The following is a 7091-nucleotide window of genomic DNA, read 5'->3' as shown; positions in this document are numbered from 1 at the left end:
CTCCGGCAGCGTGAAGTTCGGCGAAATCCGCATCTGGAAGGGCGAGACTGAAGCCACCACCCCGTTGGTCCTGAGCGGCGAAATCGCGCACGCGACCAACGTCTATCCGCCCTCGACCCTGGAAGCGTTCGCTTCGGCAGGCGTCAACACCGTTTCGATCGCCTCGGCATAGGGAAACGCGGCGATTTTTTCGCGAAAGCGGGCCAGCATTTCTTCCTGGCAGTCGACCGCGAGAAAACGGCCTTCGCCCCGCAGGGCTTCGACGATCGGCAGCAGACACAATCCCAGGCCGACGCCGATATCGGCGATGGTTTCGCCCGGCCGCGGGCCGACCATGGCCACCAGGCGGTCAACCGGCAGGTGGCGGCGGCGCGCCGGATCGTCGAGGCGGGCGGCGTCGTGGGCGTGAAACATTTTATCCCGGGTCATGGTTTTTCTCCTGGTCGATTCCATGCTTGCGAACAAGATAAGAAACGGGTACCAAAGAAACAATGCTTCCTTCGCGAATTGGGGGAGTTTTTTTTGCTGGACATCTACATCGACGCCGAATTCTGCGCGATCCAAAACGAGGTGTACGGCATCGCCCGCCGCTTCGGCCTGACGGTCCACGTGGTTTCCGTCCGTCCGGTCGAGGTGCCGCGGGACGAGCGGATTCGCCTGGTCGTGCTTCCGGATGCGGCGGCCGCCGATCAATGGATCGTCGAGCATATCCGGCCGGATGACATCGCCGTGACCTTGAGCGGCGAACTGGCAGCCCGGTTGATGGAAAAAGGCGTGCGCGTTTTGGGGTCCAACGGCGAAATTTTCGGCGCTGAATGCCGGGCGAAAATCCGCGCGGCCGCCGGACCGGAACGGGACGAGGCGGAAGCCGGCCTGCCGGCGGAGGGGCGCCCGTCGGCGGGCAGCGAGGTTTTTTATTTCACCTCCCAATTGATCCGGATTATCCAGGCGATCCGCGCAACCTCCAACCGCTTTGACAGTTGAGTCGTTTGCGGCTAGGCTGTCGCGGCTTTGAGGTCGTTATTCATTATTACTAAAGGAAGAACCATGAAATTCAAATCAATCTCCGTTTTGGCGATGATCCTGGCGTTTGCCCTGCTGGCCGGCTGCGCCAATACCGGTAACAATGCAACCAGCGCTCCGGCGAAAAAATATACCGACAGCGAAGTTGTGGCTTGGGTCAACGATCAACCGATTCCCAAGGAACAACTGGAAAAAGTAGTGGCCGAGGCCCCGGAATACATCCAGGCGCAACTGAAAACCGAAGCCGGCAAACGCAACATGGTCGACACCATGGTCCAGGCCGAACTGGTTTATCAGAAGGCGGTTCAGGAAGGCTACCTGAACAAGCCGGAAGTCCAGGCGAAGCTGGATATGGTCAAGAAACAGGTCGTGGTCGGCGAATACCTCCAGGGCCTGATCAAAGCCGCCATCAAGCAGCCCACCGACGAGGAACTGCGCAAGTTCTACGATTCGAATCCGCAGATGGCCAAGATGGACTTCGAGCAGGTCAAAGGGATGATCGCGCAGCGGCTCACCCAGCAGCAGCAGATGGAAGAATACAACAAGATCGTCAATCAGCTGAAAACGACCGCGAAGATCAAGATCAACGAGCAGAACCTGGGCCCGTTCGCTCCCGAAGCGCCCCAGCCCCAGATGCCCGGCATGATGGGCGGCGAAGGCATGATGGCTCCGGAAGGCGCTCCCGCGGCTCCCGCCGCGCCCGCGCCGGCGAAACCGGAAGACAAAGCCCCGGCGAAAAAATAGTTCGCACGACGATTCGATGACAGGAAAGGGCGGGCTCGGCTCGCCCTTTTTCTTTCCATTCGCCATACTGAAAGGCGGATCGACCGGAGAGTAATGACCGATGCGAAAGCAGATCTTGCCGTTTAGTTTGGGCCCTGAACCCGCCGCCGCGTCGGCGGCCTGGTTGCGTCTGCAACCCGTTTCCGTGCGTTTCGACGACGTTCGCCGCCGGGTCGACTGGCGGCAGGAAGGAGCGGAATGGATTGCCGATCTGCCGTTCGGCGTGTTGCGCCTGCGGCCGCAGGCCATGGAAGGGGTCGGCCCGACCTGGCATCTGGAAACGATTCTCGAGATCCGCCGGGCCGTACGGCTGCACGATTTGGAAATCCGGTATGAAACGCGCGGCGGACCGGCGGACAAGGCGTGGGTTCCCTATTTGCGGCCGGGCGAGAAATTCGTCATGGCGGATCAGGTTTGGCGGACGCCGGCGGTAATCGCCGGGGCCGGCTCGCGGGCGATCGCGCTGGTCGCGGATGTCGCGATGTGGCCGGTTTACGGCCGGCTTTATCTGAACTTTTTACGGCGGAACGAGGACGGCAATTCGGTTTTTTCGTTCGGGCTCGGCGCCTGGCGGACGCAGGGGCACATCTTTTTCGAAAAGTCCCGCGCCGACAGCGCCATCCCGCGCGACACCATCATCCGGACGAGTCATTACCTGCTCGAACGGCCGCTGCATGGCGAACTGCCGCTGGCCGAGGTGGCCTCCTTCGCCTGGGATCGCTTTTCCCGTAAAGCGGGCTGCGAGCCGCAAATGCTGCCGTTCGCCGCGGCGGGGGATCTGGTCGTCGGGCGCATCTTCCGCGAGGACCTTTATCGCGAGTTTCACCATGAAGGACGGCCCGTGGCGGGGATGATCACCCAGACCGTCACCGCCGGCAGCGCGCCGGCGGTCATGGGCGAAAAGGAGTTCCGCTCCTACCTCAAGCACCAGGGCGGCATGATCAAGCTGATGGGGATGGTGCAGACCTCGCTGTTCCTGCACCCGCTCGGTTACCGGCTGCTGACCGGTTTTCTGCACGCCGGCCGGCTGAAGGTGCTGCCGATCGTTTCTTTTCAATGCTGGTTCAATCAGGCGCGCACCGCCTTGGGCGCGGCGCTACACGCCGGGCGCTCCGGCGATACCGTCTTGCGCGGCCGCGCGCGGCGGATCGTCGAACTGGCGCTGGCGGCGCCGCTGGACGAGGGTTGTCCGCCGTCGATCTGCCTGATTCCGGACGGCAAGGTGAGCTGGCGGCGCGGCACCCGCGCCTTCGAGATGATCGACGCCTATCATTTGCCGGACGCGGCGGTCACCGCCTTCCACCTGCTCGAATGGCATGAATGGATCGCGCCCGATCCGCGCATCCTTGCCCGGAGCGCGCGGCTGGCGGAATTTCTGCTGACCCATCAACAGACGGATGGTTCGGTGCCTGCTTGGATGGAGGCCGGTCCGCACGGACTACAGGCCCAGGAAATCCTGGCGCGCAGCGCGTCGACGGCGGCCCCGGCGATGTTCTGGGCGCGCCTGCATCGCCTGGCGCCCGACGACCGTTGGCTCGCGGCGGCGAAAGCATCGTTGTCGTTCGTCGAAAGGGAAGTGTTGCCCGAGGAAAAGTGGTTCGATTTCGAATTGCTTTATTCCTGCGCCGGGCGACCCACCGGGCAGGACGGGCCGGAGCCCTTCACCGGCTGTTTTCCGGTCAATTCACTCAGCATGTATTGGGCGGCGTGCGCGGCCCTGGACGTCTACCTCGCGACCGAGGACGAAAAGTGGCTGTCGCTGGCGGAACGGCTGACCGGCCGGCTCAGCCAGTTCCAGCAGGTGTTCGATCATCCGCGACTTTCCATCGATACCTTCGGCGGTTTCGCGGTGATGAACGCTGACGCCGAATTCAACGACGCGCGGCAGGGGTTGTTCGTCCCATTGTACTTCGACCTGTACCGCGCCACGCGCCGGCCGGAGATGCTGGAGCGGGCGCTGGCGGCGCTGCGCGCCTCGTTCACCACCATGCTGGCCGAGGAAATGCAGCCAGTTGCGCCGGGGAACCTGATTCATCTCCGTCCGCGCGACCGGGGCGCGATCCTCGAAAATTACGGCCACACGGGACGCGACGAAATGACCGCCGGTTACCTTTCGCCCGATTGGGGTTGCGGCACGGCGCTTTACGCCGCCGGGATGACCTACCGGCAATTCGGCCAGGTCTACGTCGATCTGGAGCGGGAGCGGGTCTGGGCGCTCGATCGTTGCGCGGCGGCGCTCGTTTCGTTCGCCGACGGCCGGTTGCGCCTGACGATCGAGTCCGCGGAACGCGCCGGGTGGCGGATCGCCGTCGACGACCCGGGCCATCGCCTGCGCGAATTGATCGTCAACGATCGCCCGGCCAGGCCGGTGCCCGGCATCCCCGGCCAATTCGACGCCGGCGAGCAAGTTGCCGATCGGCGCGATTGCCGGTAAATATTGAAAGTGGAGGGTGGAGAAAAGGATCGGCGCATGTTCCAAAAGAAAACGATCGCCCTGGTTTCGCTGTTTTCGTTCGTTCTGCTTTTTTCGCTTCCCGCGGCGCAGGCTTGCGGTGTGCTGACGCACGGCGATGTTTGCCAGCGCGCCGCCTGGGTGTTCGCCGATCCGGATTACCCGGAATACGAGGAATGGCTGGACGCCGGTAACGGCGCGCTGCTGGCGGGCGCGGGATTTCCCGACTGGGGTTGGCTCGTCGGCTATACCGCAGAGGCCGAGGCCGCACATTCGGCATCGATGGTCGAAGCCGCCGCCGATTACGTGCGGGCGACTTACCCGCAACCGTGGGACGAGGAAACCCGACAGACGGCGGTTTTTCTGCTGGGATTCCTGGCGCACGTCGTGGCGGACACGCAATTCACGACTCATCACGAGCAGAGCTACGAAGAGGGCTTTCTGGGCGTGATGGGCGAACTCGAATTTCCCGACCACTTCGACCTGGCCCACCACTACGGCGACATCGGCGGCGAAGCGTTCATCGTCCGCGCCAATGATTTTTCATACCTCACCGATTGGTATGTGCCGACGGCGGACCTGGCCCAGGTGTATCAGAACCTCGGCTACGATCGCGTTACACCGGAAATACTCGAAACCGCGATGAATCTGATGTATCTGGGCTCGCTGGCGTTGCGCGCGCTGGCGGCGTCGACCGCCGATCTCTTCGCGCTGCTGACGGTGTTCGAGCCGGAGCAGTACCAGGATTTTTTCGCCGGCGGCCTCGACGACATGGGCAATCAGACCGCCTGGCGCTGGATCGGGTTGATCGATCGCCTGCAGAACGGCGCGGGCGATTCCCTGGCGCTTCCGGCGCTTTCGCCGGCGGAGGACGGTCGCTCCTTGCGCCGCTGGATGGTAATCGGCCGGGCGATGCAAGCGCGCGGTGAAATTGCTCTTCGCGCGGAACACACGGCGCGCGGGGTGATCTTTCACGGCGCCTTGAACCCCGCCCCGCAAAAAAATGACGCCGTCCTGCGCGAGGTCGAAGGGATGGATCGCACGCTGACGTTCGTCGCCGATACGCCCTACGGCTACCTCGGGTCCAGCCTGGCGGTCGGCGATTTCAATCAGGACGGCCGGGACGATTTGGCGATGGGCTCGCCCGGTGACGGCGGACCCGGCGAGCCGCAAATCGGCCGCGTCCGGGTCATCTACTCCGGCGTGTCGATCGACGGCCACGAGATCCGCGATCTTTCCGCCTCGCCGGCGGATATCGAACTGACGGGAACGATTCTCGCCGGGCGCTTCGGTTGGAGCCTGGCCGTGGTGGACCTAAACCGCGACGGCCGTGACGACCTGGCGGTTTCGGCGCCGAGCACGGGAGCCGACGACCTGTCGTATCACGGCGCGGTCGCCGTTTATTTCGGTACGGGAAAAGGGCTTGCCGCCGAGCCGGATTTGATCATCGAATCGGCGCAGCACCGCAACAATCTCGGCTGGGCACTGGCGGGCAGTGATCTCGACGGCGACGGTTACGGCGATCTGTTGATCGGTTCGCCGTTCGCGGCGGTCGAAGGTTATCAACGCGGGCAGGTCGCGGTTTTTCTGTCCAGCCAGAACCTGACCGGTGGCGCGCCGCTTTCGCCGGACGACGCGGCTTGGGTGCAATACGGCGAAAACGACTACGATTGGTTCGGCTATCGGTTGGCGGCGGTCGACCTGGGTGACGCCGGCCGGTTCCTGCTAGTCGGCGCGCCGAAATTCAACGCAGGCTCGGCCTTGAGCGCCGGCCGGCTTTATGCCTATCAAGCGGCCGATTTCGCGCCGGCGTTCACGATCGCCGGAACCTATTCCCTCGAACAGACCGGCGCCGAGTTTGCCATCGTCGCGCCCTACGGCGACGATAAAACCTATCTGGCGCTGGCTGGCTCAACGCATTCGGCCGCATCGGCCCGGCAGGGGGGCGCGGTCTGGTTGCTGGACCCCGCGGATCTCGACGGCGATCTGAATCTCGACGAGCTGACGCCGGCCGCCTTGTTCCGCAACGATCAGACCGGCGCGCGCCTTGGCTGGCGAATCGGCGTCGTCGACTACAACCAGGACGGCATCGACGACCTGTGGCTCACCGAACCTTATCGCCAGACCGACGCGGGATTCGAAGCCGGCGCGGCGCGTCTTTATCTCGGCGGTGAGTCGTTCCCAACCGGTGAAATCGACGGCAGCCCGGACAGCGCCGATTGGGCGATCCCTTACGAGACCGCGCAATCCTTGTTCGGCAACGAAATCGCCTTCCTCGATTACGACGGCGACGGACTGACCGACGCGGTTTTCGGAGCGCGTCATGCGACGGACGATGCTCGCACGAACGGCCGGGTGGTCGTCGTGCCGCCTCCCGTGCCGGCGGTCACCGCGCTCGACCCTGATCGCGCGACAGCGGGCGAAACCCTGACCTTCACACTGACCGGCGAGCGGCTGCTCGATAAAGGCCTCGGCGTGCGGCTCGCACGCAATGACAGTCTGCTGACCGGCGAGGAAATCGTCGCACTCGACGCGGAAACGCTGGAATTCACGCTCGCCGTTCCAGCGGACACCGAACCGGGCGCCTACGATTTGCGGCTGACGAACCGCTTCGGCGAGGCCGCGCTGGCCGCCGCGCTCACCGTCGAGTCGGGCACGGCCGACGACGATGACGACGACAACGACGACTCCGCCGACGATGACGCCGTGGATGACGACGACAACGACGACTCCGCCGACGATGACGCCGTGAATGACGATGACAACGACGACATTTCGCCGCCGTCCGGGGACGATGACGATGACGACGACGATTCGGGATGCGGCTGTTGAG

5 protein-coding genes are annotated in these 7091 nt (G+C 63.9%); 4 read left to right on the top strand and 1 reads right to left on the bottom strand.

Annotated elements, in window-relative coordinates; all coding sequences use genetic code 11:
• Positions 1 to 102: 102 nt before the first annotated feature.
• Positions 103 to 429, bottom strand: coding sequence for a hypothetical protein (locus GX444_21130; protein NLH51088.1), 327 nt, complete (start codon positions 427 to 429; stop codon positions 103 to 105).
• Positions 430 to 522: 93 nt separating this feature from the next.
• On the opposite strand from GX444_21130, the gene GX444_21125 reads away from it, so the two are divergent.
• From GX444_21125 to GX444_21110, 4 genes are all read left to right on the top strand, one after another.
• Positions 523 to 984: a YaiI/YqxD family protein gene (locus GX444_21125; GenBank protein ID NLH51087.1), complete on the top strand. Its 462-nt coding sequence runs from the start codon at positions 523 to 525 to the stop codon at positions 982 to 984.
• 63 nt (positions 985 to 1047) lie between these two features.
• On the top strand, positions 1048 to 1767 hold the full coding sequence (locus tag GX444_21120) for a hypothetical protein (GenBank protein ID NLH51086.1): 720 nt from the start codon (positions 1048 to 1050) through the stop codon (positions 1765 to 1767).
• Between the two features lie 100 nt (positions 1768 to 1867).
• Positions 1868 to 4240 (top strand): hypothetical protein, encoded by a 2373-nt coding sequence (locus GX444_21115; protein NLH51085.1) that lies wholly within the window; start codon positions 1868 to 1870, stop codon positions 4238 to 4240.
• A 36-nt stretch (positions 4241 to 4276) separates the two neighbouring features.
• On the top strand, positions 4277 to 7090 hold the full coding sequence (locus tag GX444_21110) for a hypothetical protein (protein NLH51084.1): 2814 nt from the start codon (positions 4277 to 4279) through the stop codon (positions 7088 to 7090).
• Position 7091: the final 1 nt, after the last annotated feature.

It is taken from the genome of Myxococcales bacterium, from assembly GCA_012517325.1.
GTDB lineage: Bacteria > Lernaellota > Lernaellaia > Lernaellales > Lernaellaceae > JAAYVF01.
Note: the sequence above shows the minus strand (reverse complement) of the source record. Positions and strands in the feature narration are given on the sequence as shown.

Coding starts and splice junctions, on each gene's coding strand:
- GX444_21130 (NLH51088.1), bottom strand. CDS start 429: ATGACCCGGGATAAAATGTTTCACGCCCACGACGCCGCCCGCCTCGAC.
- GX444_21120 (NLH51086.1), top strand. CDS start 1,048: ATGAAATTCAAATCAATCTCCGTTTTGGCGATGATCCTGGCGTTTGCC.
- GX444_21115 (NLH51085.1), top strand. CDS start 1,868: ATGCGAAAGCAGATCTTGCCGTTTAGTTTGGGCCCTGAACCCGCCGCC.
- GX444_21110 (NLH51084.1), top strand. CDS start 4,277: ATGTTCCAAAAGAAAACGATCGCCCTGGTTTCGCTGTTTTCGTTCGTT.